Source organism: Burkholderia sp. GW821-FHT14F03 (assembly GCF_058803765.1).
Genome location: NZ_JBXAPG010000006.1, coordinates 1 through 24,483 on the forward strand (window position 1 = coordinate 1; position 24,483 = coordinate 24,483).

Genomic DNA, 24,483 nt, shown 5'->3' on the forward strand with positions numbered 1-24,483 from the left:
GTGCTGAGGCCAGTCGACAGGGAGCCGATCGAGCTATTAGCCGACGACAGGCCGGTCGAAGCGGAGGTCGAGAGCGAAGTGACGTTGCTGTTGGTGGTGCTGAGGCCAGTCGACAGGGAACCGATCGAGCTATTAGCCGACGACAACCCCGTCGAAGCGGAGGTCGAGAGCGAAGCGACGTTGCTGTTGGTGGTGCTGAGGCCAGTCGATAGGGAACCGATCGAGCTATTAGCCGACGACAGCCCCGTCGACGCCGAGGTCGACAGCGAAGCAACACTGCTGTTGGTGGTGCTGAGGCCGGTCGACAGTGACCCGATCGCGCTATTAGCCGACGACAGCCCCGTCGAAGCCGAAGTCGACAGCGACGCCACACTACTATTAGTCGTGCTCAACCCCGTCGACAGCGACCCGATCGCGCTATTAGCCGACGACAACCCCGTCGACGCCGACGTCGACAGGCTCGCGAGCCCCGAATTCACTGCCGTCACGGCCAGGTTCGTCGCGTTGAGCTGCGAACCGTTGATCGCATCGGTGCTGGTCGACGAGATCCGGCCCGCCGCCACGTTGGTGATCGTGCGTTCCGATCCCGGCGCACCGACGCTGACCGTCGAGGCGGGCGTCGTGCCCGCGAACGCATAGGTCGTGCCGTTGATCGTCGTATTGGCGGTCGCGACCGCAGCGGCGGTCGTCGAGCCGGAGCCGAGCGCGACTGCGCCGGTGTTGCCCGCCGATGCGCCCTGGCCGAGCGCCACTGCGTTCGAGGCGGTCGCGGCGGCCGACAGGCCCGCGCCGAGCGCGCCGGATGCGGTTGCCTGTGCGCTGCCGCCGAGCGCGGTGCCGGTCGACGTCGCCGACGTGTTCTGGCCGATCGCCGTGCTGTTCTGCAGCGCCTTCGCGCCGAAGCCGATCGCGGTCGCGCCCGTGTAGCCGCTCGACCCGGCGGTGGCCGATGCGCCGATCGCCGTCACGCCATAACCGCCGCCCGGGCTCGACGCCGTCGCGTTCTGGCCGACCGCGATGTTGCCTGCGCCGGTCGAACCGCTCGAGCTGCTCGCGCCGTTGCCGACGGCGATGTCGCCGCTGCCCGTCGCGGATGCGTTGTAGCCGAACACGGCGCTCGACGCGCCCGACGCCGTCGCGCCCGAACCCACCGCGGCGGCGTTCGTGCCCGATGCCGTCGAGGCGAGGCCGATGGCGATGCCCGAGGTCGCGGCCGACGTCACCGACGATTGACCGCCGATCGCGATCGAGTTCGAGGCGGCCGATTGCGCGCCCTGGGTGGCATTGCTGCCGATCGCCACCGAGCCCGTGCCCGATGCGATGATCGCGTTGGCCGGCGAAAGCGGGGTCGTACCGTTGCCGCCCGCGCCGCCGATCGCGACCGAGTTCAGCGCGCTCGCGGTGCTGCCGAAGCCGACGGCGGTCGCCGAGGTGCCGCTCGCGGTCGAATTGAGGCCGGCCGCGAGCCCCCACATGGCCGCCGAGCTTTGGAAGCCGAAGGCCGAGCCGCCTGTGCCGGTGACCTGGGAGTAGGTGCCGTAGACCGTTGCGGCGTATTGATTGTTGCCGCTCGCGTTACAGCCCGCGACGAGCGAAAAGGTGCCTGAACCGTCGGTCGGGCCCGCATTCGTGTTGCTCGGCGCGTTTTGGCCGACTTGGCTGGTCGTGCCGCCGGACGTGCAGGTGGTACTCGAGGTAAGCGTATTGGCGCTTGCGATGGCCGGTGCGCCCAGCAGCAGCGCGGCCACGGCGAGCGCGACGGCGGCGTTCTTGTTGGGTTTGCCCCGGGCGGCGTCGAGTTCCGACGCGGCGACCCAGGCGCCAAGGGATTCATTCCAAATCGATCGGTAGGTGCGGTTCATTCGAGAGGTCTCTCTGCGCCCACGCAACACACCTGTCGTTCGGCTCAATGCCTAACACGGGATCGCGCGGTAATGGATTTAAGTGCGCGGATTCTATTGTCAATTTGTTTTTGAGATTGCTAGAAACTGCAAAATCAGACTTTTGAAATGTCAAGGATTGTCAATTCACCTTATCTGATCATTATCGGCGTGATTTGAAGATTGCCTCGCAATCGTTTGCGGCGTGTTATTTAACTTGTTGATTGTGGTTTAAATATGATGCGATGGCTTGCTGGTATTGGGTTTGATGAAATTTCGAGGGAGCGCAAACGTTTAATGATTTAGCGCGACAGGATAAATGGAGGAATTCTTTCTATGTGTAATGATGTGAAATTATGCAGAAAGGATGATTCATTTGGATTGGGTTGTGAGATACGGGCCAATTTGCCTTATTTGAGAATTGATTTCGTATGCAGAATGACCTGGGCTATCGGTGCAATTGACGGGCACTATGAAAAACGGCCTGAAACCGAGGGGGTTCCAGGCCGTCGCGGCAGGATGGAATGCCGAGGGTCAGGTGCGCGTCGGAATCATCGGCGGATATTGGAACGGGATCGCAATCCGGTTCCAGGCGTTGATGTTGGCGATGGCGGCCGTGAGAAACATCACTTGCTCGCCCGGGAACTGTTCGAGCACGTCGGCGTAAAGCGTGTCGGACACGCCGTCATGTAATGCACGGGTAATCGCTTCCGCATAAGCGAGTGCAATTGTTTCGCGTTTCGAAAAAATGCCGGCCTCGCGCCATACGGCGACGAGATCCAATTTCTCTTGCGTGACCTTCTGGCGACGCAGCAGATTCAGGTGGTACTGCACGCAGAATGTGCAGCCGTTGATCTGCGATACACGCAGCTTCAGGAGTTCCGTCAGGTCTTTGTCGAGCCCGGAAGCGTCGACGGCGGCGCCGAGCGCCGTCAGCGCGTCGACGACGCCTTTCGCGGATTCGCCGAACGTTTCGTAGGTCACGCGGGTAGAGGCGGTCATGCCAGTTCTCCAGCAGATAGGGTGGGGATCGGTTAACATAACAGAGCACGAACAATATATTCGAACTCTTACATCATGCGCAAGCCAGTCCGTTCTTCTTCTTCTTCCACGGTGGACGTTGCCGCCGTGTTTCCAGAGTTGCCCGCGGTCGGCGAGGGCAAGCGCGGCGAGCGGGGTTATCTCGGTTATCTGCTGAGGCAGGCGCACGCGGCATCGCGGCTCGCGATGGAGCGTACGCTCGCCGACCTGGGCGTCACTTCGCCGCAGTTCATGGTGCTGACCTTGCTGGTCGCCTATCCGGGCATCTCGAGTGCGGATCTCGCGCGGCTGGCGTTCCTCACGCCGCAGACCGTGAGCGTGATCGTCGCGAACCTGGAGAAGCGCGACGCGATTGCGCGGCGGCCGCACGCGGTGCATGGGCGGATCCGGCTGATCGAGGTCAGCGAGACGGGGCGCGCGTTGCTCGCGACCTGCCGCGAGCGCGTGCGGCGGCTCGAGGCGCGGTTGCGCGACGGGCTCAGCGAGGCGGACGAACAGGTGATCCGGCTCTGGCTCGTGCGGGTCGCGCAGGAGGACGGCGACGCGGCTTGATGCCGCGCGTCGCCGCGCCATGCCGGGCGGGGCCTACTTTTTCTTCTTCAGGAAGCGCAGCGCGAGCCGCGCCATGCGCGGCACGAACAGCGGGCGCACCAGGCGCCGGTCGTAGCCGGCCATGCGCCGCTCGTTCTCGCTGAGGCACAGCGCGATCAGCTCGCGCGGGTCCAGTCCGTCGCCGACGGTCGAGGCGGCATTCGCGGGGAAGTTCATGTCGCGCGCGGCGCCATCCGAGTCGATGCCGCGCGCGATGTTGACGCGGTCCTTGATCAGGCACGCCCACACCGCGGCGACCCGCGCGAAGAACCACGGCCGGCGCCACCACGGCAGGGCGCGCCAGTACCACGCGTACCAGTTGACGAAGAACAGGATATGGCGGCCTTCTTCCTGGATGACCGGTTCGAAGGTTTCGACGAGCGCATCGGGGAAGAAGCCGGAGCGCTGGGCGGAACGGAACAGCCCGAATGCGAAGAAGCTGTCGATGCATTCGCTGAAGCCGGTCGTGAGCCATGCCCATTCGGGGTCTTTCGGCGCGGGATAGGGCGGCTCGGGTGCGAGCGCGATGCCGTAGGCCTCGACCAGTTTCGACAGCACCACCTTGTGGCGCGCCTCCTCGGCGCCGTCCATCTCGAGCGCCCGGCGCAGCAGCGGGTCGGTCACGGTGGCCGCGTAGGTCGCGACGCGGATCGACGCGCGCCCTTCGGTCTGCACGGCGATGTCCCAGATTGGCAATGACGTGAGCCGCTTCAACTCGGCCGGCGCGAGCGGCGGCCAGTCGATGACGGCGGGCTTGTACGGGTTGTGAGTGTCGAGCAGCATCGTGCAGAACATGCGTCGGTGCGTGTCGGAACCGATGCGCACCGGGCCCTGATCCTCATGGGTCCAATGACGCATTGCATGATCCGCCGCCTGCTCGCGTTGCAGCGTGTCAGACATGGCTGGTTGCTTGGTATCGTGATCTCAGGAGCATCCGATTCTTACATAGCGCGCGAAATCACGCGCTGCCGAGGACGCCGCCCAGCCTGCGGCGCCTCGAAGCCGGGCCGTTCAACAGTGATCGTCCACCCACATGCGACCCCAGCGGGACGCGTAGGCGAGCGCGTGCTCTTCGTCGAAGAAGAAATCGATGGCGTCGAACGAGTAGGCGCGGGCGGGCCCCGTGGCCCGCTCGATCGTCAGATTGGCGGCGAACAGGCCGTTCGGCAGACGCGCTGCCGCGGGCGCGACCTCATAGCCCTTGTAGCGGATCGAACGATTCATGGCGTGCGCGGATGAATGAGGAACTTGCAGCGTACGCACGACGCGGCCGCGCGTGAACCAATCAATCTGCGATAGCAAATGACGGAATGCGCGACAGGGTTATCCGTGCGGGAGGCGGCCGGCGCGTGCGTGCGCGGCGCGAGGCGGATGGGAGCGAGGCGGATGGGAGCGAGGCGCGCCGCGCCCGCGCGGACGCGGGGCGGCGCAAGGCGGGGGGGCGCTCAGCTCGCGCCGCCGAGCTTCAGCACCGGTGCGAGCGCGCTGTCGGCGGCGACCCGGCTGGCCGCGCGGTGCGAGGCGAGGGCCAGCGCGAATTCCGCGGCCTGCGTGCCGACGGTTTCGAGCTGCGCCGCGACCTTGGCGTCGGAGCAGCCGTCCGCGCTGTCGAAACGCGTTTCCAGCGTGTTGACGGTGGCGCCGAACGGCGTCGGCCAGCCGCGCAGCGCATGGACGATCGAGCGCAGCGAGGTCAGCACGGTGCCGGCCGCCTGCCAGCCATATGCGGTGACGATACAGCCGACCGCGCGTCCGTCGAGGTAGGGGCGCTCGTCTTCGCGCAGTTCTTCCAGCGTGTCGAGTGCGTTCTTCACGAGGCCCGAGACGCCGCCGTGATAGCCGGGCGTCGCGATGATGATCGCGTCGGCCTGGCGCACCGCGTCGATCAGCTCGCGCTGCGCATCGGTGCGCAGCGCTTGTTCGGGCGCATAGTGCGGCAGCGTGTGCAGGAAGGGGCCGTCGAACAGCCGGGTGCGCGCGCCTGCCGCCTGCGCGCCGCGCAGCGCGAAGCTCAGCGCGCGTTCGGTCGACGAGGCGGCGCGCGTGGTGCCGCCGATCCCGACGACGAAGGGCCGGTGGTGGTGATCGAATGCCGTCAAAATTCGCTCCTTGAGGGTGCAGCGCCCGGCTGAGCGCGGGCTTGATACCGCATGGTAACGACCTCGGCGGGGGACGGGAAACGACTTTTCGTTCTATCGATATGGGCGCGCGTCCGTGGGACGCCGGCCTTCGGAGCGCAATTGGAAAGCAGAAAAGCTTGGTTGGGCGGCCGCGGCGGGCTCGTTATGATCGATTCCGTCTCCTCCATAGAGATTCTCTGACATGGGTTGGCCCCGCCGCTCTGGACGTCGGCGGGGCTTTTTTTTCGTGCGCCGTTCAGATGTGGGTGCTGGGCGCGATGCGGCTCGGCAACAGGAACTGATAGGGCCGACGGCGCGCGAGATTGCGCGCGGCGATGGTCGTCTCGATGCGCGCGAGCGCGGCCCGGAAGCGGTCGAGCGGCCCGTCCGCGCCGATGATGCGCGGATCCGTCAGGAGCGGACGGTGCGGAAAGCCGGCGCTCAGGTACTGGCCGAGCCGCCGGTAGCGCACGCCGCCTGTCAGCTGGGCGAACGCGGTGCGCACGAGCGTGGTCAGCGGCGACGGCAGCATGGCGCGCCAGCGCGCCTGCGTGGCTTCCGTGTCGGCGCCCGGCGCGGGCGCGGCGAGCCAACCGGCCTGGGTCGGCGCGCAGGTGGCGAAGGCCGGCTGCGGCGCGCTCACGGCGGCATGTTGCGCGCTGGCCGTGAAGATCACCATCGTCAGCGCGTCGGCCAGCGCCGCGCGCGTCGTGAGCGCGGGCATGCCCCGGATCTTGCCGTTGCTGACGAGATCGTCGCGCCACGCGCTCAACTCGTGATCGGCGATCACGTCGTGATCCGACAGGTAATACGTCTCGACGTAGTCGTCGACCCATTGCGCGAGCGCGTGCCACAGCAGCAGCGCGTCGTCGCGGTACGGGTAGTCGGGCAGCGTCGTGCGATCGTCCACCCGACGGCGCGCGAGATCGGCGGGCAGCATGCTCGCGCGGAAATCGAACGCGAGGCGATCCTTGAGCACCATCTGCGCCGCCGTGCGCACGGGCGCGGCGAACAGCAGGTCGTCGACGCCGCCCGGGCACAGCAGGAAGCGCGCGATGCGCTCGTTGATGAACGCCGTGCCCTCGAAGTGCGGCGTGAGCAGCAGATGCAGCGGGTGGGTCGCGGCGAGGTTGCGATGCGTCGCCATGCAGAACGCCTCGCTGACGAAATGCGTGCGCGCGAGATGCGCGAACATCTCGTGATGGCAGGCGTCCGCACTCTGCACCACGGTCTTCGCCATCTGCCACGCCCAATACGCGGAGGCCGACGTGCTGGCGGGATCCGCGCGCAGGAAGATCGGGTGCGCGGTCGGATCCTGGTCGCACTGGATCGCGACCGGCACGAGCGTCGTGCCGCTGCGCGGCACGGCGAACAGCGCGATCGGCGCGTAGGCGTAGCCGATGCCCGCGAGCGGCTTGGCGACCGGCCCGGCGGTCGCGAGCAGGCTGTTGTCGACGTAGTCGAGCAGGTACAGGCGGTGTTCCGCGCCGGCCGCGACGAGGTCGTCGTGCTCGCCCATCACCTGCCGGAACTGCGCGTGGGTGAGCGGGAACTTGGCGGGCAGCGTGTCGATGCCGCGTATCAGCAGCGGATTCGGTCCGGCGACGCGTTGTTCCGCGAACACCTCGTCCGGGCAGACCTGCGCGGCGGGGGCGGCCAGCGCGCCGTCGTTGTCCAGGCTGCCGAGCCGCGGCGCGAGATCGGCGACCAGCGCGTGCAGGCTCGCCAGCACGCCGAGCAGCGCGTGGCGCACCTGGTCGATCCGCTGGGCGGTATCGGCGCCGTGCGGGTTCGCGAGCGGCCCGGCGTAGGCGGCGAGCGCGGCGCCCAGGTTCGTGCGGATGGCCTGCAGCGGTGCCTGCCAGGCCGCGGCGCGGCCGCGCGGCAGCGCCGCGAGCAGGTTGGCCAGCACCGCGGCGGCGGTGTGGGCGGTTTCGAGCAGCCAGTCGATCGAGGGCTGCTCGCGCGCGGCGACGCCGGCCGCGAACGGGATGCCCGGTGCGTTCGGCAGGCTGCGGGTCCACGCATGGGTGAGCCGCTGCGAGGTCAGCCAGCCGGCACGCGCGAGCTGGCCCGGCACGGAATCCTTCTGCGGCAGCACGGGGGCCGAGGTATCGACGGCCGGCGGTAGAGGCTGGAGCGGGACGAGCGGCAGCGAACCGGGCGCCGGCAGCTGCGCGCCGGGGCGGGGCGTCAGGCCAGGGATCGTGCAGCCGTGCTCGTCCAGCACGGACGCCGCGGCTGATTCGATTCGATGCATTTTGTCGCTCTCCGAGAATCCGCAATACCACCTGATTTTCCGAAGGCGAATACTTCCGGGAGTTAAGGTGATTAAATTAATTGCGATGATTATTGATCGGCAGGCGGGAATGGCGGCCTCGCCGAAGTGACCGCGACACGTCGCCGCACCGCGCGGCGCGGTCCGCGCGACGGCCCCGTCGCCTGGGTGTTGCAGGATGATTGGTCGGTCTGGCTTATTGCTCTATTTCGATAATCGGACGATAAACCGCTCCGTTGTCTTCATCGTAAAACCGATGTTTAAAATGTGCAATGATGATGAATGTTAATAAAGGTAAAAAGAAAATATCGACTGCAATTCGAATACGTAATGGACGTGCCGGGCGCGTTTTGCCGATTCACGTGACGGAATCGGCGGAGAAATCGGGGCTGGGGAGGCGCAAGCGGCCCCGTCCGTCGCCGCCCGGCAATGAACAGACGAATCCGAGCGGGCGAATCGGACGCGATCTTGTCCTGACGCGACATGCGGCCGGCGCGGGGGCGAGCGCCGGTGCGTCGCGCACCGGCGCTCGCCGTGCCGCACAACGATGCGCGCGCATCCGCGCGGCTCGGGCCCGGGCGGGCGGTGCAACGCATCATCGGCGCGCCCGCGCCGCGCCGCGCGGCCCGCGCGGCGGCCGCGACCCGTGCGCGGACGTGTCGTATTTGCGCAAGCGTCTGTCGCAATTCGTCGGCTGCACGGGGTTTTTTCTGGCAACCATGTAGGCACGCTGTGACGACATCAGTCCCCGCAACACGAGGAGAAGGTTCCGATGGATGCCCCCAAGGTCGTGGTCGAAGGTCTGTGCAAGGTTTTCGGCACTCAGCCGCAACAGGCACTCGACATGCTCGCCGCCGGTTCGACGAAGGACGAGGTGTTTGCGCGCACGGGCCAGGTGGTTGGCGTGCACGACGTGTCGTTCGAGGTGCAGGAAGGCGAGATTTTCGTGTTGATGGGCTTGTCCGGTTCCGGCAAGTCGACGCTGATCCGGCTCGTCAACCGCCTCGTCGAGCCGACCGCCGGCAAGGTGCTGATCGACGGCCGCGACGTCGCCGCGGTGCGGCGCTCGGAGCTGACCGCGCTGCGCCGCAAGGACATGAGCATGGTGTTCCAGTCGTTCGCGCTGATGCCGCAGCGCACCGTGCTGTCGAACGCGTCGTTCGGCCTCGAGGTCGCGGGCGTCGGCCGCAAGGAGCGTGAGCGGCGCGCGATGACGGTGCTCGAACAGGTGGGGCTCGCGGCGTTCTCGCAGAAGCTGCCGTCCGAGCTGTCGGGCGGGATGCAGCAGCGCGTCGGGCTGGCGCGCGCGCTCGCGGTGAATCCGTCGCTGATGATCATGGACGAGGCGTTCTCCGCGCTCGATCCGCTCAAGCGCAAGGAAATGCAGAACGTGCTGCTGCAACTGCAGAAGGAGCAGCGCCGCACGATCATGTTCGTGTCGCACGATCTCGAGGAGGCGCTGCGCATCGGCAACCGGATCGCGATCATGGAGGGCGGCCGGCTCGTGCAGGTGGGCACGCCGCAGGACATCATCGCGAACCCGGCCGACGACTACGTGCGCGCGTTCTTCGAAGGCATCGACACGAGCCGCTACCTGACGGCGGGCGACCTGATGCAGACCGGCGCGGTGCCGCTCATGTCGCGGTTCGACGCCGCGCAGGTCGCGGCGACGCTGAACGGCAGCGCCGAATACGCGTTCGTGCTCGACGAGGCGCGCAAGCTGCGCGGCTGCGTCACGCGCGACGCGATCGGCAATCCCGCGCCGCGCGTGCGCCCCGTCGAAAGCATCCGGCTCGATGCGTCGCTCGATCAGGTGGTCGAGCGCGTGGTCGCGAGCCCGAACGCGCTGCCCGTCGTCGACGACGACGGCTGCTACTGCGGTTCGGTCGATCGCGCCGTGCTCCTGAAGGCCATTACGCGTTCGCGAGGCTCCCATGTCTGAACTCATTCCGCTCGGCACCTGGGTCGACCAGTCGGTCCGCTACCTGCTCGACCACGACGCGAAAACGTTCGACACCATCGGGCGCGCGATCGAAGGGCTCGCCGCGTTCGTCGAGCACAGCCTGCAGGCGGTGCCGATGTGGGCGATGATGGCCATCTTCATCGGCGTCGGGCTGTGGCGGGTCGGCTGGCGCTTCGCGCTGTTCACGACGCTGTCGCTGCTGCTGATCTTCGCGACCGGCTTCTGGGATCAGACCATCGTGACGCTCGGCCTCACGCTGTCGTCGACCATCATCAGCCTCGTGCTCGGCATCCCGCTCGGCGTCTGGGCCGCGAAGAGCAAGTGGGTCGCGGCCATCGTGCGGCCGATCCTCGACCTGATGCAGACCATGCCCGCGTTCGTCTACCTGATCCCGGCGGCGATGCTGTTCGGCCTCGGCCGCGTGCCCGGCATCCTGTCGACGGTGATCTTCGCGATGCCGCCCGCGGTGCGGCTCACGAGCCTCGGCATCCGCCACGTGAACCGCGAGATCGTCGAGGCCGGCCAGGCCTTCGGCTGCACGCCGTGGCAGCTGCTGTACAAGGTGCAGTTCCCGAACGCGCTGCCGTCGATCATGCAGGGCGTGAACCAGACCATCATGATGGCGCTGTCGATGGTGATCATCGCGTCGATGGTCGGCGCGGGCGGCCTCGGCAACGACGTGCTCGCGAGCATCCAGCGGCTCGACATCGGCCTCGGGTTCGAGAGCGGCCTGTCCGTCGTGCTGCTCGCGATCATTCTCGATCGCATCACGGAGAGCTTCGGCCGCGCGCCGGGCACCGCGCGCGCGCCGTTGTTCGCGGGGCTGCGCCAACTGCTCGGCCAGCGCGCCGCCGCGCGGGCCTGAGCGCCTGAAGCGGGCGCGCGTCGCGCGCGCCCGCCTGCCTCGTTTCGCTTCGGGCGCCGGCCGCCATGCGCCGCCGGCGCGCATCCCGTGCCCACTGCTGATGCTGGAGAGCGATGTGACGCCTGCCGCCGCCCCCGCCGTATCCGCCACGCCCGTATCCAGCCTCGCGCATTTCGGCTTCCTGACCTTGCCGCAGTTCTCGATGATCGCGTTCACGAGCGCGATCGAGGTGCTGCGCATGGCCAACTACGTCGGGCGGGCCGAGCACTACCGCTGGTCGATCTTCTCGCTCGACGGCGCGCCCGTGCCGGCGAGCAACGGCATCGTGGTGCGGCCGACCCGGCCGCTCGACGCGACGCAGCTGCCGGACGTGATGATCGTATGCGGCGGGGTGCGGATCCGCGACGCGGTGGACGAGGCGACGCGCGACGCGCTCGTCGCGCTGGCCGAGCGCGGCGTGCCGCTCGGCGGGATCTGCACGGGCGCCTATGCGCTGATGGCGAGCGGCCTGCTCGACGACTATCGCTGCACTGTGCACTGGGAGAACCTGTCGGCGCTGCATGCGGAGTTTCCGCGCGTGCGCTTCGCGGACGAGCTGTTCGTCGTCGATCGCGACCGCCTGACCTGCACGGGCGGCACCGCGCCGCTCGACCTGATGCTGAACCTGGTCGGCGCGCGGCTCGGCCAGCCGCTGGCCGCGCAGGTGTCGGAGCAGTTCATCCTCGAACGGATCCGCGGCGCGACCGATCCGCAGCCGATCCCGGTCGATGCGCGGGTCGGCTTCTCGCGCGCGGAGCTGGTCGAGGTCGTGCGCCTGATGGAGGCGAACATCGAGGAGCCGCTGTCGCTCGAAGAGCTGGCGCGCCTCGTGCGGCTGTCGCAGCGCCATCTGCAACGGATGTTCAAGGTCTACCTGAACGTCTCGCCCACCCACTATTACCTGTCGCTGCGGCTGAAGCGCGCGCGCGACCTGCTGCGCACGACCGATGCGTCGATCGCGCGCGTGACGACGGTTTGCGGTTTTCATTCGCCATGCCATTTCAGCAAGGCCTACCGCGCGCAGTTCGGCCACGCGCCGAGCCACGAGCGGCGCATGCCGGGGCGATGAGGGCGTGCGCCGCCGGGATCGCGGCGCGCGTGACGGCAAGGATCCCGTTTCCCCATTGACGACATCACCCCTGAGGAGAAGCAAAATGAAGCGAATGCTGCTGGCGATGGCCTGCGGGCTGAGCGTGGGCGCCGCGCCGGTGCATGCGGCGGACCCCGCCGCGTGCAAGACGGTGCGGTTCGCCGACGTGGGCTGGACCGATATCGCCGCGACCACCGGGCTCGCGTCGACGATGCTCGCGGGGCTCGGCTACGCGCCGACCAAGACGATCGCATCGGTGCCGATCACGTTCGCGGGCATCAAGAGCAAGCAGATCGACGTGTTCCTCGGTTACTGGTCGCCGACCATGGACCCGATCATCGCGCCGTTCACCAAGGCGGGCACGATCAAGGTGCTGCCGACGCCGAACCTGACGGGCGCGAAATACACGCTCGCGGTGCCGGACTATGTGTACCAGGGCGGCCTGAAGTCGTTCGCGGATATCCAGAAGTACGCGGACAAGCTGAACGGCCGCATCTACGGGATCGAGCCGGGCAACGACGGCAACCTGCTGATCAAGAAGATGATCGACGGGAACCAGTTCGGGCTCGGCAAGTTCAAGATGGTCGAGTCGAGCGAGGCGGGGATGCTGGTCGAGGTCAATCGCGCGATCCGCGACAAGCAGTGGATCGTGTTCCTCGGCTGGGAGCCGCATCCGATGAACGTGCAGATGAAGATCGACTACCTGAGCGGCGGCGACGACGTGTTCGGGCCGAACTACGGCGAGGCGCGCGTGCTGACCGCCACGCCGCCCGACTACGCGGCGCGCTGCCCGAACGTCGCGAAGTTCGTGTCGAACCTGCAGTTCACGACGTCGATCGAGAATCACGTGATGGTGCCGATCATGAACAAGGAAGAGCCGAACAAGGCCGCGGCCGAGTGGCTCAAGGAGAATCCGCAGGCGCTCGACAAGTGGCTTGCCGGCGTGACGACGGTCGACGGCAAGCCGGGCCTGCCGGCAGTGAAGGCGTATCTCGGCATGCACTGAGCCCGCGCGGCCTCCATGGGGGCGTGGCCGCGCGGGCGGATGACGCGTGCGCGGCCGGGCGAGGCCGTGGCGCGCGAATGTCCGGCGTTCGACCAATAGAAATATAAGATGAGTCGCCGGTATTTCGCGTTCCGATGATCGACCGTACCGGCTTTCGCCGGTGCGGGCCGGCATCGTACGCATCTTTGATGCGCATGCATTGTCGATTCGATGACCAGGACCGGGCCGGCGCGCGTCAGGCGCGTCGGCCCGGACGGCGATGGTCCGCGTACGCGGAAGATCAGTCCGGCGGTCCGTATATCCTGTATGAATATGAATAGCTGACCGGACTCGCGCGGTTGTCGAGGCACGACCCGGGGCCGCCGTATGGCGTGTCCACCGGCGTGAATCTCGAAGGCGGTCACGTCCTGGAACGGTCGTCGCGATGCGCGCGCGGCCCGTGATTGAGCAGCGTCAGCGTGTTCGCGGGCGCGACGACGTTGTGGGACCGATATAGTTGGGCTTTGTCACGGCGCCACGCGGCGTGCGGAATATCTGTTTCGGGCTGGGCCGTCGTGGCTGAGCGGGGGCGGCGCGAAAGTCGTCCGGCCTACCTGAATTGAACTCGACCAGGGATGGTCGTTACCTGTGCGGGAGTCATCGCGTCATGAGAAAAACCAGCCTGAGCCGGCGTGTCGCCGGCATGCTTTTCCTGTCGGTCGGCCTGCGGGCCGCCGCGGCCGCGCCGCTCCCGGACCTGCCGTTTACGCGCTTCACGCTGCCGAACGGCCTGACCGTGGTGGTGCACGAGGATCACAAGGCGCCGGTGGTGGCGGTGGGCGTCTGGTATCACGTCGGCTCGGCGGACGAGCCCGACGGCAAGGCCGGTTTCGCCCATCTGTTCGAACACCTGATGTTCTCCGGCTCGGCGCACTACCGGCATTCGTATCTGCCGCCGTTCGAGCAGGCCGGCGCGTCGGACCTGAACGGCACGACGTCGTTCGATCGAACCAACTACTACGAGACGGTGCCGACCACGGCGCTCGACATGGCGTTGTGGATGGAATCGGATCGCATGGGCTATCTGCTCGGCGCGATCGGCCCGAAGGCGCTCGACACCCAGCGCGGCGTCGTGCAGAACGAGAAGCGGCAGGGCGAGAACCAGCCGCACGGTCGCGTATACGAGCAGATCCTGGCGGCGAGCTTCCCGCGCAACCATCCCTATCACCATGATCCGATCGGCTCGATGGCGGACCTCGACGCGGCGTCGCTGGCGGACGTGCAGCGCTGGTTCCGCGCGTACTACGGCGCGGCCAACGCGACGCTGGTCCTGGCGGGCGACGTCACCCCGGCGGAGGCCCGCGCGAAGGCGGAGCGGTATTTCGGCGAGATTCCGGCGGGCCCGCCCGTGCCGCGCCAGCAGCCGTGGGTCACGCCGCTGTTGGCTGCGCAGCGTGGCGTGCAGCGCGATCACGTGTCGCAGACGAGCTTCTATCGGACCTGGGTGATCCCGCAGCTCGGCACGGATGATGCGGTGCGGCTCGATCTGGCCGCGGCGGTCCTGGGCGGCGGCGACACCTCGCGCCTGTACCAGCGGCTGGTGTTCCAGGACAAGCTGGCCGACGCCGTGTCGGTGTCGGTGTCGCCGCTGGCGCTGGCCGGTCTGTTCCAGATTTCGGTCGACGTGCGCGAGGGCGTGGAGCCCGCCCGGGCCGAGGCCGTGGTGCGCGAGGAGCTGGCGCGTTTTCTCGCCGACGGCCCCACCGACGAGGAACTGGCGCGCGCCCGGATCAGCCGCCGCGCGGATTTCGTGCGCAGCATGGAGAAAGTCGGCGGCAAGGCGGAAATCCTGGCCGAAGGGCAGCTCTATCGGGGTGATCCGGCGGCCTACCGGCATGACCTCGAACGGGCGGACGCCGCGATGCCCGCCGGCGTCAAGGCGGCGGCGGACACCTGGCTCGCGCGCGGCGACTACCTGCTGACCGTGCTGCCGGTGCGCGCTGGCGGCGGAGCGGCCGCGAAGGGCGAGCGTGCGACGGCGCGGGGCCCGCTGCCGGGGCGTCCGGCGGCGCAACTGCCGGCCGAACAGGCCTATGCGACCCGCGCGAGCGAGGTCGATCGCCGCGCGGGCGTGCCGCGGGTCGCGACGTTTCCGTCGCTGACCTTTCCGGCGCTGGCGCGCGGCCGGCTCAGGAACGGCATCGAGGTCATCGTCGCGCAGCATCGCGCGATCCCGACGACGCTGGTGCAAGTGATGTTCGACGCCGGCTATGCGGGCGATCCGGCCGGCAAGCCCGGGACGGCCAGCTTCACCGCCGCGATGATGCGCAGCACCCGGCAGCTCGATGCGATCGCGGTGGCGCGGCGCATGCAGGGGCTCGGCGCATCGACGCAGGTCGCGTGCGACCTGGATTCGTGCACGGCGTCGCTCGATGCGCTGAACGAGCAGTTGCAGCCCGCGCTCGCGCTGTTTGCCGATCTCGTGCGCGATCCGGTGTTCGAATCGGACGACCTGGAGCGCATCCGCAATCAGTTGCTGGCGGGCATCGCGCTGGAAAAGACCCTGCCGCGTGCGATCGCCGCGCGTATCCTGCCGTCGCTGTTGTACGGTCCGAACCATGCGTATGGCGCATCCTTCACGGGTTCCGGCACCGAGGCGTCGATCCGCGCGATCCGCGCGGCGGACCTGGCTGCCTATCGCGACAACTGGCTGCGGCCCGACAATGCGACGATCCTGGTGGTCGGCGACACCTCGCTGCAGGAGATCGTCCCGCGCCTCGACGCCGTGTTCGGCGACTGGTCCGCGCCGGCCGCGCCGCTGCCGCGCAAGGCCCTCGGCGTGGCCGCCGCGCCGGCCGGCGCCCGCGTGCTGCTGGTCGACAAGCCCGGCGCGCCGCAGTCGTCGATCTTTGCCGGCCTGCTCGCGCCGTCGAGCGCGGCGCGCGACGCCATCGCCGCCGACGTGGCGAACGGCGCGTTCGGCGGCAACTTCTCGTCGCGTCTCAACCTGAATCTGCGCGAGAACAAGCATTGGTCCTATGGGGCGTCCAGCCGCCTGCAGGATGCGGTCGGCCAGCGCCTGTTCCTGATCTCGGCGCCGGTGCAGACCGACAAGACGGCGGCGTCGTTGCGCGAGATCGTGACGGAGGCGCGCGACGTGGTGGGCGCGCGGCCGCTGACGCCCGCCGAGGTGGAACTGGCTCGCCAGTTCGTCGTGAGAGGGCTGCCGGGGCGCTACGAAACCAGCGCGGACGTGCTCGACATGGTGAGCAGGATGGTGCGGTATGGGTATCCGGACACCTACGCGAACACCCTCAAGGACACCGTCGAGGCGGTCGATGCGAAGGCGGCGGAAGCCGCGCTGCATGCCTTCATCGCGCCCGATGCGATGACGTGGGTGGTCGTCGGGGATCTCCGCCGGATCGAGCGGCCGGTGCGCGCGCTCAAGCTGGGCGAGGTCCAGGTGGTCGACGCCGACGGCAAGCCGGCGGGCGCCCGCCCCGCCGCCGCACGCGCGCGCACGCCGCGCGCGGAGTAGCGATGTCGGCGCGCGCCGGTCGCGGCGGCGCGATCAGTCCGGACGCGCGCGCCGGTTCGCCCGGTATTCGTCCAGCACCTGGTCCATGACCCAGCTCGTCCTCGCCGCGCGAGCGGGGTCGAGGTCGGGATGCGGGTCCTGCTCGCCGGTCAGGCTGCGCACCACGCATTCGATCAGCGGCTGCTGGATGTGGACGGGGTTGCCGATCGGGAAGCGCTGCTCGGGCTCGCCGGGCCGCGTGACGACGAGGTCGCCGTCGCCGAAGGTCGACAGCGCGATCTGTCCTTCGCTGCCGACGATGCGGATCTCGTCGCAGCGCTCATGGCTCGCGAAATTCCAGATGCCGCAGCCGTGCAGGCCGTTGCGGAACAGGAACGACATCGATACGCAGTCCTCGGCGGGATAGGCGCCGGCCTGCGAGCTGGCGTGACCCCGCACCGACACGATTTCGCCGAACAGGAAGTCGAGGATGTCGAGCGTATGGCTGGCCAGGTCGACGAACAGGCCGCCGCCCGAGATCTTCGGGATCACGCTCCAGGGCAGATGGGACGGGTCCCGGTAGCGCGCTTCGAGCGGGCGGTGAAGCATGCAGGTGACGAACCTCGGCACGCCGATCGCGGCGCCCGAGCCGAGCAGTTCGCGCAGCTTCAGGAAGCGCGGCAGCCGTCGGCGGTAGTAGGCGACGAACAAGGGCGTGCCGTTGGCCCGGGCCGCCGCGAGCATCTCCGCGCATTCCGCCGCGTTCAGCGCCATGGGTTTTTCCACGTACGCGGCCTTGCCGGCCTCCGCGCATTGAATCGCGTAGGCCTTGTGCCGATGCGGCGGAGTTGCGATATAGACCGCGTTGACCTCGGGATCCTCGATCAGCGCGGCGGCGTCCGCATACCAGCGCGGCACGCCGTGCCGCCGCGCGTAGTCGGCCGCGAGCGCGGCGTCGCGCCGCATCACGGCGACGAGGCGCGAATGTTCGATCTTCCCGAACGCGGGGCCGCTCTTCACTTCGGCCACCGCGCCGCAGCCGATCATGCCCCAGCGTATTTCCGCCATCCGTTTATCCATGTGATTGACCCGAGACGAAGCGTGCGTGCAGCCTCGACGGTTGCTTTCAGCCGCCAGGGCCTCGAATCATAACGCAGGGAGAGGCGTGGTTTTCCGGCGTCGAGCGCGTCGCGCGATCGTCGCGACGCGCGCGCGGCGTCGCCGCGCTACACCGGAATCGCGCCGCCGCGCAGCCGGATCGCGATCCGCACGAGCCGGATCAGGCCCGCCGACAGCCACGTGAGCCCGCGCGACATCCCGCGACGCCGGATGTCGAGCAGCAGCACGATCCGCACTTCCTCGCTGTCGTTCCAGACTTCGTGCTCGAAGGTATCGTCCCACAACAGGAATTGCCCGTCGTCGAGCCGGTGCTCCTGCCCGTCGATCTTCAGCGCCGCCGCCGCCGAGCCATCCGCGCGCTTCGGCATCGACAGCACCAGATAGCCTCGCAGGATGCCCCGGAACGGTCCGCGATGGGCGGGGACGTGCTTGCCCGGCGCGAGAAACGAGAACGATGCGGACAGCACGTCCGGCGTTGACGCGAGCAGCGCGGCGAGCGCCGGGCAGCGGTCGAGGTTGCGCGGGAAACGCACGCCGTAGGCCTGCACGATGAACATCCGCCAGTCGCGCGCGTCGTTCGCGGAGATCGACGCCTGCTCGCGCATGATCTCGTGGAAGCGCGGGATGCGCGAGAGGTCGCGCGAGACCGCGAGGGCTTCGTCGCGAATCGCGGGCCACGCCGCGACGAAACGGGGCGCGTCGGGAAACAACGTGACGCTGTCGAGCACGGCTCCGGCGTCGATCCGGCGATCGTAGAGCGTGCGCAAGGCGCGCGCGCCGACATCATAAAAGGCAGCCATATCGAATTTTTTGTGGATATGCATCGGTCGAGGCGGCGCACGCGCGGGCCGCCGGTGGCACGCCGGCGGCGGGGCGCGCGTCGCCTCGTCAGGCGATCATCCCAAACATGGCTTACTGTAGCCCTGCGATGCGTCTCGCACACGCCACATCCAGCCTCGGACCGACTTCGCGCAATGGCTGCGCGGTCGCCCGCCGGGCTTGCCTGGCGGGGTTTGCGCCCGGTTCGCGAGTCTTTCGCAAACTGAAATGATCGGTAATGGGCGCGGGCCGCGTCAGCGGCGCGCGTCGGCGAGGTGGTCGCGGATCACGTCCGCGAAGCCGGCGTCGCCCGTGAAACCGAGGTGTTCCGCGCGCGAGGTGTCCCAGCGCGCGGGCCAGCCGCCGACGATGCGCATGATCCGCGCATCGGGCGCGTGGTCGATGCGCGCGGCGACAGGCTCGCCCGCGACCTCGCGCAAGGCGTCGATCATCTCGTCGACGCTGACCGACAGCCCCGGCAGGTTGATCGCGCGCGCCGCGCCGAGCTGCGCATCGTCCAGCTCGCAGCCGACGACCAGCGCGTCGATCGCGCGGCGCGGCGACAACAGCCACAGCCGCGTGCCGCCCGGCACCGGGCAGGCCGCGCGCTCGCCGTTGAGCGGCTCGCGGATGATCCCGCTCGCGAACGACGAGGCCGCCGCGTTCGGCCGGCCGGGCCGTACGCTGATGGTCGGCAGGCGCAGCACGCGGCCGTCGACGAAGCCGCGGCGCGTGTAGTCCGACAGCAGCAATTCGGCGATCGCCTTCTGGACGCCGTACGACGATTGCGGGTTGAGCGCGGTGTCGTCCCGCACGACATCCGGCAGCGCGCCGCCATAGACGGCGACCGAACTGGTGAACACCACGCGCGGACGGTGGCCGAGCGCGCGGCAGACGTCGAGCAGCTGCCGCGACGCATCGAGATTGATCCGCACGCCCAGCTCGAAGTCGGCTTCGGCCTGGCCGCTCACGATCGCGGCCAGATGGAAGATCGCGAGCGTGTCGGCGTCGATCGCGCGTTCGAGCGTCGCGCGCGTCGCGATGTCGCCGACGTGCGTCGTGACGCGCGGATCGCCGAAATCGCCGCCTTTCACGACATCGAGCAGCACGAGTTCGCGGATGCGTTGCGGCGCGCCGTCCGGGCCGGCCAGTACGCCGCGTGCGAGCAGCCGTTTCGCGAGGCGCTGGCCGAGAAAGCCCGCGCCGCCGGTGATGAGGATTTTCATGGATGTCGTTCTGTTATCGAACGGTTCACAGGTAAGGCGCGAGCCAGCCGAGCCCGTCGGACGTGCCGGCGCGCGGCCGGTACTCGCAGCCGATCCAGCCGTCGTAGCCGAGCGTGTCGAGCAGCGCGAACAGATACGGATAGTTCAGCTCGCCGAGGTCGGGTTCGCGGCGGTCGGGCACGCCGGCGATCTGCACGTGGCCGATGCCGCCGATGTCGCGCTCGAGCTTCGTCGCGAGATCGCCCTCGACGATCTGGCAGTGATAGCAGTCGAACTGCACCTTCAGGTTCGGCGCGCCGACTTCGCGGCAGATCGCCTGCGCCTCGTCCTGGCGGTTCAGCAAGAAGCCGGGCATGTCGCGCGGGTTGATCGGCTCGATCAGGATCGTGACGCCGTGCGCGCGCGCCGTGTCGGCCGCGTAGGCGAGATTGCGCAGATACAGGTCGCGCTGCCGCGCGCGCTCGAGCGGCGCCGCGACAAGGCCGGCCATCACGTGCAGCTTGTCGTTGCCGAGCACGCGCGCGTAGTCGAGCGCGGTGTCGAGGCCGCGCCGGAAGTCGTCCTCGCGGCCCGGCAGCGACGCGAGGCCGCGCTCGCCGCCGGCCCAGTCGCCGGGCGGCGCGTTGAACAGCGCCTGCGCGAGCCCATGGGCGTCGAGGCGCGCTTTCAGCTCGGCGGCGGGGAAGTCGTAGGGGAACAGGTACTCGACCGCACGGAAGCCGTCGCGGGCGGCGGCGGCGAAGCGGTCGAGGAACGCGTGTTCCGGATACAGCATCGAGAGATTGGCGGCGAAGCGCGGCATGATCGGGGTTCCGGTCGAGTGCGCGGCGGGCGTGATGCGCCCGTGCGCGTGGGGTGGGGTTGGCCGGCGAAGGCGGGCGGGCGCAGCGGCGGCATGCGGGGCCGGCGTTCAGCGCAGGCCGGCCTGCGCGAGCCGCTGGGCCGCGTGGCGCAGATGCGCGAGCGCGGCGTCGCGCGCGGCCAGCGGATCGCCGGCGCGGATCGCGGCGGCGATCGCCGCATGCTCGTCGCGCACCTGGCGGGAGAAATGCGCGCGGGTCGCGTCGTGGCGTCGCGTGATGGCGATGCCGGCCGCCAGGTACTGATTCAGGAAGGTGAGCGTTTTCAGGAAGTAGGGGTTGCCGGTGACGGCGGCGATCGCGCGGTGGAAGGCGATGTCCTCGGCCACGCCGTCGCGGCCTTCGGCGACCGCCGCGTCGATTCCGCGCAGCGCCGCGTCGATGGCCGCGAGGTCCGCGTCATTGCGCTGCAGCGCCGCCTCGGCGGCGACTTCGGCCTCGATCGCGCGGCGCACCGCGAACAGCTGGGTCAGCGCGCCGGCCTCGACCGCCTCCGCATAGTCGATCCGCAGCGGGCGGATCGATGCGTGCTCGACGAGGTAGACGCCGCTGCCCTGGCGCGGCGCGACGACGCCTTCGTTCTTCAGCCGCGAGATCGCCTCGCGGATCACCGTGCGGCTCACGCCGAACTCCTGCGCGAGCATGGCTTCCGTCGGCAGCTTGCCGGTGCCGGCGAAGCTGCCGATCTCGATTTGCTGGAGCAGTTGCTGGGCGACCGTGTCGCTCATCGCGCGGGACGGGATTTTCTCGAACATGGCGAGGCTCGTCGGGAAGTGGTGGGGTCATCGTACAAATTAAATGCGGCGGCTGCATCGGGGGTAACGCTGTGAAGCGCGCGCACTATGTTGCATGGCGCGCCGGAGACGGGTGCCGACCGCGTGATCGACAACCGGAAAATCGGAAATGACATGAAAAATTCACATTCTTTATTCATCGATTAATTCTCATCTGGCACACTGAATAGCCTATTGCCATTTTCATAAGATTGCCATTGAGATCACGCCTTTTTTCAAGATGCGTCGATATCGAGCACGAATGGGCCACGTTACGCAAGCGCGACGGCGCGTGCTTATACCGGCTGAACCTGGATGCGGAACCCGGCTTGTCGGCCGGGTGAGCGATGCGTTATCCGTTTGACGGCCATGACGTCCTTTGTCCGGTGTGCTGTAATTGTTTCAAAAAATATTGAAATATCATTTGGAAATTCAGAGTGTAGTCGTTTCGATATTCAATCGAAAATCATGAAGAGAAAATCCTGGTTATTGAGCGTGCTGGCCGGCGCGGCCCTGTTGCCGTTTCAATTGCATGCCGCCGAGCCGCTGCAGGGCGCGGGCGGCGCGACGTTCCAGTTCCAGGTGAACAACAGCACGGGCTATGACGCCTACGAGCCGAACGACGCGCTCCGGCATGCGACGCCGCTGAACGGCAGCCTGCAGATCAACGCGAACCTCGATACGGTCAGCGATTTCGACTACTACACTGTCACGGTGCCCGCCAATCAGACGGCGACCTCGATCACGTTCAACGGCACGGGCACGCAGACGGCGCAGTGGCTGAGCACGCCGACCACCTGGGGGACGCTGCCGCCGGGGACGGCGACCCCGGTGACCGCGCCCGCCGGCGCGACGCTGCTGATGCGCGTCTATGACACCGGCGCGACCGCGCCGGCCGCGCAGGCGTATGCGCTGCGCGTCGGCGACGCGCTCAGCACCGCGGGCGTGTACCAGTTCCTCGACACCGAAAGCATCACGCATCTCGTGCCCAACCGGGTCAACGTCGCGCGCACCATCGACGTGGGCGTGGGCACCTGGGACCACACCGGCAATGTCCGCCAGCCGCCCGGCGAGCGCGTCACGGTGCAGGCGTCCGAGCAGGACGGGATCACCGGCAACTGGCGCGTGCTGGCCACGACGACCGCTTATACGGGCGCCAACGGACAGGTGCTGGTTCCGTTGACGGTCGGCGATTGCGTGGCGTCGGGGACGACGACGAAGGCGTTTTCCACCCGCCCGGTGCCGTCCGATCGCTGGCGCATCGACTACAACCCGAGCGCCAAGGTGGAAGTCACGACGGAGAGCGGGAACAAGACCAATTCGTCCACCGTGAACTTCATTCACATCTGCCGCGAGCACTACCTCGGCCGCGGCAGGTAAATCGGCGCAGCGGCGGGGCCGGCCGCGCCGGGCCCGCATGCGGCGCCGCGTCGGCGGGCCGCGTGCCGGCCCCCGCCGACGGCACCCGCCGACGGCACCCCTGCGCGCGCGACACGCCCGATCGCCGGGCGCGCGTGACGCGCTGCTCACGCATCGCATGGCCCCGCCCGCGCCCGCGCGATCGCGCATTCCGGCGGATTTCATGCCCGATTTCCCTTTCGGATTAATTTTGGTTCCGGATCGATGTTCTTCGATTGTCGAATCGATTTTCGGGGAGATGCAATCGTGACGATTTTGCGAAGAATCAAATTTCTCGCGGCAGCGGCGGCAGGTGCATGTTTCCGGCGTGATGTCGGTGCCGTAAGGCGTTGACGGCGGCATTCCATTGCGATAACGGATTCCGGGCATCCGATATCCGATGAATCGGGATATGCCATTATCGAAAAATATCCCGTAATATCGATCGCGCATTCCGAGTGTGGTCATTTTCCATTTCCAATCAAAAGATCATGAAAAAAACTCTCTCGTTGTGGGGGCTGCTGGTCGGCGCGGCGCTGTCGCCGCTTTCGTCCCATGCGTCGGTCGCATTGACCGCCCAATCCTACGTACCGGGCACGGTCGCGAACGATAACGTGCCCGCCATCGGCAACCGCCTCGCGGCATTGGCCACGAAAGGCGCCTCGATCCGGCCGCCGGGCCTGCCCGCCAATCGCTTCGAGGCGAAGCGCACGCTGCGCGTCGCCGCGGCGCAGGCGGCCGGCCCGGTCGCGCCGCCCGTCGACGGATGCGCGGACATCCAGGTCGGCGCGGTCTACAATGCGCCGACCGCGCCGTCGGGCCAGCTCATCTGCGCGCAGTTCGTCGCGGCCGACGCGACCAAGACCATCGCCTACGTGGCCAATCTGCCGGCAAACGAGGAACACGACGCGCATCTGGTCCAGGTCAACGCGGACGGTACGCTGACCTACCTCGACAACGACACGGGCACCCAGCCGAGCAAGCTCGTCGAGGGCATCCCGCCGGGCCCGGTGCGTCTGCTGCTGCTCGTCGATTCGCAGCAGGGCGCGGGCGGCGCGACGTTCCAGTTCCAGGTGAACAACAGCACCGGCTACGACAGCTACGAGCCCAACGATGCGGTCCGGCTCGCGACGAAGCTGAGCGGCAACCTGCAGATCAACGCAAACCTCGATACGGTCAGCGATTTCGACTACTACACGGTCACGGTTCCGGCGAGCCAGACCGCGAGCCTGCTCACCTTCAACGGGAACGGCTCGCAGACGGCGCAGCTGCTGACCTCGCCGACCACCTGGGGGACGCTGCCGCTGGGGACCGCGGCCACGGTGACCGGGCCCGCGGGCGCGACGCTGCTGCTGCGCGTCTACAACACCGCGACGACCGCGCCGGCCGGGCAGACGTACTCGCTGCGCGTCTCGGACGGCCTGGGCACCGCCGGGTTCTATCAGTTCCTCGACACCGAGAGCATCACCCACCTCGTGCCGAACCTCGAGAACGTCGCGCGCACCATCAATGCGGGCGTGGCGGGCTGGGATCACACGGGCAACGTGCTGTTGCCGCCGGGCGAGCGCATCACGATCCAGGTGTATGACTACAACGGAGTCGGCCAGCCCGGGACGCTGCTGACCACGGCGGTGGGGTACACGGGGCCGGACGGCAAGGTGCTGGTGCCGCTCAATATCGGCGTCTGCAAGGGTTCGGCCGTCACGTCGGGGCAGTTCGCCACCACCTCGGTGCCGGCGCAGAAATGGCTCATCTCGTACACCGGCGCGTACGCCACGGCGAAGACGGACAGCACCCAGACGACCGCGGCGTCCTCCACGGCCTTCGTCCATATCTGCTCCGAAACCTATCTCGGCCAGAGCAAGTAAGCGGCGTGGGGGGGGGGGGGGGGGGAGGGGGGGGGGGGGGGGGGGGTGGGG

The 24,483-nt window shown here is 68.1% G+C and carries 18 protein-coding genes and 1 pseudogene; 8 read left to right on the plus strand and 11 right to left on the minus strand.

Annotated elements, in window-relative coordinates:
- Positions 1-1,862, minus strand: a 1,862-nt coding sequence (locus tag AC1RQF_RS06040; RefSeq protein WP_492871528.1) for an ESPR-type extended signal peptide-containing protein, incomplete at its 3' end; no start/stop codon positions are given.
- 552 nt (positions 1,863-2,414) lie between these two features.
- Positions 2,415-2,882, minus strand: coding sequence for a carboxymuconolactone decarboxylase family protein (locus tag AC1RQF_RS06045; protein WP_273997628.1), 468 nt, complete (start codon positions 2,880-2,882; stop codon positions 2,415-2,417).
- A gap of 75 nt (positions 2,883-2,957) precedes the next feature.
- Between AC1RQF_RS06045 and AC1RQF_RS06050 the strand changes: the two genes are divergently transcribed.
- Positions 2,958-3,473 carry a MarR family winged helix-turn-helix transcriptional regulator gene (locus AC1RQF_RS06050; RefSeq protein ID WP_492871529.1) on the plus strand — a complete coding sequence of 172 codons (516 nt, stop codon included), beginning with the start codon at positions 2,958-2,960 and terminating at the stop codon, positions 3,471-3,473.
- Between the two features lie 33 nt (positions 3,474-3,506).
- Here AC1RQF_RS06050 and AC1RQF_RS06055 read toward each other — a convergent pair whose 3' ends face one another.
- The 4 genes from AC1RQF_RS06055 to AC1RQF_RS06070 all read right to left on the minus strand — a co-directional run bounded on the left by AC1RQF_RS06055 (position 3,507) and on the right by AC1RQF_RS06070 (position 7,892).
- Positions 3,507-4,412 carry a ferritin-like domain-containing protein gene (locus AC1RQF_RS06055; RefSeq protein WP_273997632.1) on the minus strand — a complete coding sequence of 302 codons (906 nt, stop codon included), beginning with the start codon at positions 4,410-4,412 and terminating at the stop codon, positions 3,507-3,509.
- A 111-nt stretch (positions 4,413-4,523) separates the two neighbouring features.
- Complete coding sequence (locus tag AC1RQF_RS06060; RefSeq protein WP_273997634.1) at positions 4,524-4,736, minus strand: transcriptional regulator; 213 nt, start codon at positions 4,734-4,736, stop codon at positions 4,524-4,526.
- Between the two features lie 221 nt (positions 4,737-4,957).
- Complete coding sequence (locus AC1RQF_RS06065) at positions 4,958-5,611, minus strand: NADPH-dependent FMN reductase (protein WP_492871530.1); 654 nt, start codon at positions 5,609-5,611, stop codon at positions 4,958-4,960.
- 277 nt (positions 5,612-5,888) lie between these two features.
- Entirely contained in the window at positions 5,889-7,892 is a 2,004-nt protein-coding gene (locus AC1RQF_RS06070) for a lipoxygenase family protein (RefSeq protein ID WP_273997636.1), read from the minus strand.
- Between the two features lie 663 nt (positions 7,893-8,555).
- On the opposite strand from AC1RQF_RS06070, the pseudogene AC1RQF_RS06075 reads away from it, so the two are divergent.
- The 5 genes and pseudogenes from AC1RQF_RS06075 to AC1RQF_RS06095 form a co-directional block, all read left to right on the plus strand.
- Positions 8,556-9,852, plus strand: a pseudogene (locus tag AC1RQF_RS06075) (quaternary amine ABC transporter ATP-binding protein); the annotation flags it as partial.
- Positions 9,845-10,738, plus strand: a complete 894-nt coding sequence (gene choW / locus AC1RQF_RS06080) for a choline ABC transporter permease subunit (protein ID WP_273997640.1) — start codon at positions 9,845-9,847, stop codon at positions 10,736-10,738. The pseudogene AC1RQF_RS06075 and the gene choW, both read left to right, overlap by 8 nt.
- Before the next feature lie 100 nt (positions 10,739-10,838).
- Positions 10,839-11,846 (plus strand): GlxA family transcriptional regulator, encoded by a 1,008-nt coding sequence (locus AC1RQF_RS06085; protein WP_273997641.1) that lies wholly within the window; start codon positions 10,839-10,841, stop codon positions 11,844-11,846.
- Between the two features lie 85 nt (positions 11,847-11,931).
- Positions 11,932-12,873: a choline ABC transporter substrate-binding protein gene (locus AC1RQF_RS06090; protein ID WP_492871531.1), complete on the plus strand. Its 942-nt coding sequence runs from the start codon at positions 11,932-11,934 to the stop codon at positions 12,871-12,873.
- 646 nt (positions 12,874-13,519) lie between these two features.
- On the plus strand, positions 13,520-16,390 hold the full coding sequence (locus AC1RQF_RS06095; RefSeq protein WP_492871532.1) for a M16 family metallopeptidase: 2,871 nt from the start codon (positions 13,520-13,522) through the stop codon (positions 16,388-16,390).
- A gap of 33 nt (positions 16,391-16,423) precedes the next feature.
- Here the strand turns inward: AC1RQF_RS06095 and AC1RQF_RS06100 are convergent, their stop codons facing one another.
- From AC1RQF_RS06100 to AC1RQF_RS06120, 5 genes are all read right to left on the minus strand, one after another.
- Positions 16,424-17,437 (minus strand): Gfo/Idh/MocA family protein, encoded by a 1,014-nt coding sequence (locus AC1RQF_RS06100; protein ID WP_492871533.1) that lies wholly within the window; start codon positions 17,435-17,437, stop codon positions 16,424-16,426.
- A 158-nt stretch (positions 17,438-17,595) separates the two neighbouring features.
- Positions 17,596-18,288: an aspartyl/asparaginyl beta-hydroxylase domain-containing protein gene (locus tag AC1RQF_RS06105; RefSeq protein WP_273997646.1), complete on the minus strand. Its 693-nt coding sequence runs from the start codon at positions 18,286-18,288 to the stop codon at positions 17,596-17,598.
- A 273-nt stretch (positions 18,289-18,561) separates the two neighbouring features.
- Positions 18,562-19,533, minus strand: a complete 972-nt coding sequence (gene denD, locus AC1RQF_RS06110; protein ID WP_492871534.1) for a D-erythronate dehydrogenase — start codon at positions 19,531-19,533, stop codon at positions 18,562-18,564.
- Positions 19,534-19,558: 25 nt separating this feature from the next.
- Positions 19,559-20,335 (minus strand): 2-oxo-tetronate isomerase, encoded by a 777-nt coding sequence (gene otnI, locus AC1RQF_RS06115; protein ID WP_492871535.1) that lies wholly within the window; start codon positions 20,333-20,335, stop codon positions 19,559-19,561.
- A 108-nt stretch (positions 20,336-20,443) separates the two neighbouring features.
- A complete protein-coding gene (locus AC1RQF_RS06120; protein ID WP_492871536.1) occupies positions 20,444-21,148 on the minus strand; it encodes a FadR/GntR family transcriptional regulator in 705 nt (234 codons plus the stop codon).
- 486 nt (positions 21,149-21,634) lie between these two features.
- Here AC1RQF_RS06120 and AC1RQF_RS06125 point away from each other — a divergent pair, with 486 nt between their 5' ends.
- Both AC1RQF_RS06125 and AC1RQF_RS06130 read left to right on the plus strand, forming a co-directional pair.
- Positions 21,635-22,546, plus strand: coding sequence for a hypothetical protein (locus AC1RQF_RS06125; RefSeq protein ID WP_492871537.1), 912 nt, complete (start codon positions 21,635-21,637; stop codon positions 22,544-22,546).
- Positions 22,547-23,055: 509 nt separating this feature from the next.
- Positions 23,056-24,432, plus strand: a complete 1,377-nt coding sequence (locus AC1RQF_RS06130) for a hypothetical protein (RefSeq protein WP_492871538.1) — start codon at positions 23,056-23,058, stop codon at positions 24,430-24,432.
- Positions 24,433-24,483: the final 51 nt, after the last annotated feature.

What these genes read in the sequence shown, in the direction of transcription:
- AC1RQF_RS06045 (WP_273997628.1), bottom strand. Translation starts at nt 2,882, where the DNA reads ATGACCGCCTCTACCCGCGTGACCTACGAAACGTTCGGCGAATCCGCG.
- AC1RQF_RS06085 (WP_273997641.1), top strand. Translation starts at nt 10,839, where the DNA reads ATGCTGGAGAGCGATGTGACGCCTGCCGCCGCCCCCGCCGTATCCGCC.
- choW (WP_273997640.1), top strand. Translation starts at nt 9,845, where the DNA reads ATGTCTGAACTCATTCCGCTCGGCACCTGGGTCGACCAGTCGGTCCGC.
- otnI (WP_492871535.1), bottom strand. Translation starts at nt 20,335, where the DNA reads ATGCCGCGCTTCGCCGCCAATCTCTCGATGCTGTATCCGGAACACGCG.
- AC1RQF_RS06105 (WP_273997646.1), bottom strand. Translation starts at nt 18,288, where the DNA reads ATGGCTGCCTTTTATGATGTCGGCGCGCGCGCCTTGCGCACGCTCTAC.
- AC1RQF_RS06120 (WP_492871536.1), bottom strand. Translation starts at nt 21,148, where the DNA reads ATGTTCGAGAAAATCCCGTCCCGCGCGATGAGCGACACGGTCGCCCAG.
- AC1RQF_RS06100 (WP_492871533.1), bottom strand. Translation starts at nt 17,437, where the DNA reads ATGGCGGAAATACGCTGGGGCATGATCGGCTGCGGCGCGGTGGCCGAA.
- AC1RQF_RS06125 (WP_492871537.1), top strand. Translation starts at nt 21,635, where the DNA reads ATGAAGAGAAAATCCTGGTTATTGAGCGTGCTGGCCGGCGCGGCCCTG.
- denD (WP_492871534.1), bottom strand. Translation starts at nt 19,533, where the DNA reads ATGAAAATCCTCATCACCGGCGGCGCGGGCTTTCTCGGCCAGCGCCTC.
- AC1RQF_RS06060 (WP_273997634.1), bottom strand. Translation starts at nt 4,736, where the DNA reads ATGAATCGTTCGATCCGCTACAAGGGCTATGAGGTCGCGCCCGCGGCA.
- AC1RQF_RS06090 (WP_492871531.1), top strand. Translation starts at nt 11,932, where the DNA reads ATGAAGCGAATGCTGCTGGCGATGGCCTGCGGGCTGAGCGTGGGCGCC.
- AC1RQF_RS06130 (WP_492871538.1), top strand. Translation starts at nt 23,056, where the DNA reads ATGAAAAAAACTCTCTCGTTGTGGGGGCTGCTGGTCGGCGCGGCGCTG.
- AC1RQF_RS06050 (WP_492871529.1), top strand. Translation starts at nt 2,958, where the DNA reads ATGCGCAAGCCAGTCCGTTCTTCTTCTTCTTCCACGGTGGACGTTGCC.
- AC1RQF_RS06095 (WP_492871532.1), top strand. Translation starts at nt 13,520, where the DNA reads ATGAGAAAAACCAGCCTGAGCCGGCGTGTCGCCGGCATGCTTTTCCTG.
- AC1RQF_RS06055 (WP_273997632.1), bottom strand. Translation starts at nt 4,412, where the DNA reads ATGTCTGACACGCTGCAACGCGAGCAGGCGGCGGATCATGCAATGCGT.
- AC1RQF_RS06070 (WP_273997636.1), bottom strand. Translation starts at nt 7,892, where the DNA reads ATGCATCGAATCGAATCAGCCGCGGCGTCCGTGCTGGACGAGCACGGC.